Annotated in this window: 3 protein-coding genes; 1 reads left to right on the top strand and 2 read right to left on the bottom strand. The window is 38.2% G+C overall.

All coding sequences use genetic code 11. The features are described from left to right. Nucleotides 1-93 precede the first annotated feature (93 nt). Together O7635_RS38095 and O7635_RS38090 are read right to left on the bottom strand one after the other, a co-directional pair. The gene (locus tag O7635_RS38095; RefSeq protein WP_003667140.1) at nucleotides 94-798 is read right to left on the bottom strand and encodes a hypothetical protein; all 705 of its coding nucleotides are present in this window, start codon (nucleotides 796-798) and stop codon (nucleotides 94-96) included. A gap of 108 nt (nucleotides 799-906) precedes the next feature. Next, entirely contained in the window at nucleotides 907-1,227 is a 321-nt protein-coding gene (locus O7635_RS38090) for a membrane protein (protein WP_003667139.1), read from the bottom strand. Between the two features lie 286 nt (nucleotides 1,228-1,513). Here O7635_RS38090 and O7635_RS38085 point away from each other — a divergent pair, with 286 nt between their 5' ends. Continuing rightward, nucleotides 1,514-2,869 carry an FAD-dependent oxidoreductase gene (locus O7635_RS38085; protein WP_003667138.1) on the top strand — a complete coding sequence of 452 codons (1,356 nt, stop codon included), beginning with the start codon at nucleotides 1,514-1,516 and terminating at the stop codon, nucleotides 2,867-2,869. Nucleotides 2,870-3,038 lie beyond the last annotated feature (169 nt).

The raw sequence follows: 3,038 nt of genomic DNA, 5'->3' as shown, positions 1-3,038 counted from the left end.
GAAATTTATCTCGTTCACCTTCTTTCAATTGTTACTAATTATAAAAAGTCAATCGGGATAAATCATGAACTAAATTTTAAATTTTGGTAACGATCAGCGGCAATTTAATTCACGTTCTAAATCACGAGCATAAAATTTCAAGATTTGTTCAATCGCTATCACATCATTTTGGGCTTGATGATATTTAACCCGGGGAAGATGCAATAAACGACACATCTTTTCCAAACTGATCCCACTTTTACTTTTCCATACTTCTTTAGCGACTAGCTTTTCCAGATCTAACGACTGAATCGTGCGCCAGGGACGGTCCTCTTTCCTAATTTTTAATCGATTTGCTTCATAATTCAATGATTCAAAGTCAGTTCCATTATCCCAGCTCACAATATAGTCAGGCCGCTCTACCGCAATGAAATGAAAAATCCGGTTAAAAGTCTGTCTAACCTCATATCCGTTTACTTCTGAAAGGCGGAGGTCATATTGTCGCAAAAAGGCCAATTGTCGCTCAGCAGACATATTCTGGGCATAGAGGTAGTAATTAAAGCTGTTTTGTGTTTCAAACATCTTCCCCGCAATCTGAGCAACGCCATTTCGATGCTTCTGCTGATCCTGAAAAAACTCAAGGTCTAAAATAAGAAATCGCGCTTGACTATTTAATCGTTGACGTAATTGATCAAAGTTTTTAATGGCTGGCGCTTTCTGGTCTTCTTTGTCCTTCTCGGCTGGCAACGACTGTAAAATCATCTCTGTCACCGGTGCAAAAGAACTAAAGCGAACTACCGACATCCCATCTTTTGGCATCTCTACTCCTCCTAAACATATGTTCGATTAATTATATCATAGAGTTGAGAGTTAGCATATAAAAAATAGGACTGGAGAAAATTTTGTTTTCTCGCAATCCTATTTTTCCTAGTGTAAACATGTGATAAAAGTGATTAAGCCAAAGATAATACCAGGGAAATTTGCCCAGAAGACTGGCCAATCACGTTGCTGCTTGAAGTAAGCATAAATACACCATAACGTACAGTTAAGCGCTGCCACTAATGGTTGTAAAGGAGCACCGTAATTTCCGGCCAAATTATTCTTAATCTGTGAAATGTAAGATACATACATCAAAATAGCTACAACTGTTGCAACCTTGCTTAAGATGTCGATAAACTTGGTCTCTTGAATAACTGGTTTCTTTTCATTTACTTTTTTGGGGTGTTCTACTAAATGTGCAGCTTTCATTATAATCTCTCCTCAATCAAAACTTTTTGTAAATCAGTAAAACGTTTTATTTCGATAGCACATTCTTTATGATCAATAATGTACAATATTTATCTAATACGTTTTTCTTTAATATACAAGTTCTGACTGCAGTTGGGACTAATATATTTACGATATCATCCTAACACTTTGTTCAGTAAAACGCAAACTGCACATTTGGCTCATTTAAGCGTTTTAAGTGACAAAGCGTTTATTCTTAGTATAATTTCAAAGTATGTAAAATAATTTCAACTTTGGAGGCCTTTTAATGGAAACAGTCAAAAATATTATTATCGGGTTTGGCAAGGGCGGAAAAACACTCGCAAAGTTTCTCGCTCAACACGGAGAACAAGTTCTTGTTATTGAAAAATCGAAGCAAATGTACGGGGGAACCTGCATTAATATTGCTTGCCTTCCCTCCAAACGGCTAATTATTGAAGCTGCTCATGGAACCTCATTTGAAGACGCAGTCGATGGGAAAAATGTGATGACATCCCAACTCCGCCAAAAGAATTATCAAATGTTAGCAAGTGAAGATAATATCACTGTCTTAGATGGAACCGCTCATTTTACTGGTAACCACACAATTGATGTACAAACGCCAGATGGGCATACTCTTTCTTACAAGGGCGAACGTATTTTCATCAATACTGGTGCAACATCAACCATCCCCGACATTCCTGGATTAAAGGATAGTCGTTTTCTTATGAATTCTACTCAAGCGATGGATCAGCCTAAGTTACCACGTGAACTCGTAATTATCGGTGGCGGTTATATTGGTCTTGAATTCGCAAATATGTTCACTTCCTTTGGTTCACACGTCACGGTTCTTGATCACCATCAGACTTTACTACCACGTGAAGATGATGATGTGGCTGAAATGGTAATCCAAAACTTTAAGGATAACGGGGTTCGCTTTGAAGTTGGGGTTGATATTAAAGCGATTGGCGAACAAGATAATCAAGCTGCGATTACTTTTGCCAGAACTGATAATCGTGAAACAACCATTTTTGCTGATAAGATTTTAGTGGCAACAGGCCGAAAACCTGCAACAGCGGCCCTTGATTTGCAAAATACAGATATTAAGGTCGCTAAAAACGGGGCGATTGTTGTCGATGACCTCCTCCACACTAGTGTTCCTAATGTGTGGGCAATCGGGGATGTTAAAGGGGGTCCCCAATTTACTTACATCTCACTTGATGACTTCCGGATCATTAAAGATGAATTATTCGGTAATAAGGAACGCCGAATTAGTGATCGTTTAATTGTTCCTACTAACGTCTTTATCGAACCTTCCCTTGCACAAGTCGGCTTAACAGAAAGAGAGGCGCAAAAACAAGAGAAAGATTACCTGCTCTTTAAGATGCCTGCTGCTGCAATTCCAAAAGCAAAAGTATTGAAGGATACCCGTGGACTGCTTAAGGTATTAGTCGATCCACAAACGAACTTAATTATTGGGGCTACCCTTTATGTCCAAGAAGCACAAGAAATTATCAACATGATTGTTCTGGCAATGCGGGCAAAACTTCCCTATCAAATGCTTCGTGACCAAATCTATACCCACCCAACAATCAGCGAAGCGTTCAATGATTTATTTAAACAATCAGTAGATAAAAAAGAATGATAAGAAATGGAAGCGGGAAATAATCTCCGCGACAAGGCTCGAGGCTAGTGCCACGATATCGTAACAATATTCGTATAAAAAACGAGGCTGTTGAAAAAACAAAAGTTTTTTCTCAGCCTCATTTTTCTATAGCTTATTATCAAGACGATCAATTAGTTTAGAAATGTGA

The sequence above is a fragment of the Asanoa sp. WMMD1127 genome, from assembly GCF_029626225.1.
In the GTDB taxonomy this organism is placed as follows: Bacteria; Actinomycetota; Actinomycetes; order Mycobacteriales; family Micromonosporaceae; genus Asanoa.
Note: the sequence above shows the minus strand (reverse complement) of the source record. Positions and strands in the feature narration are given on the sequence as shown.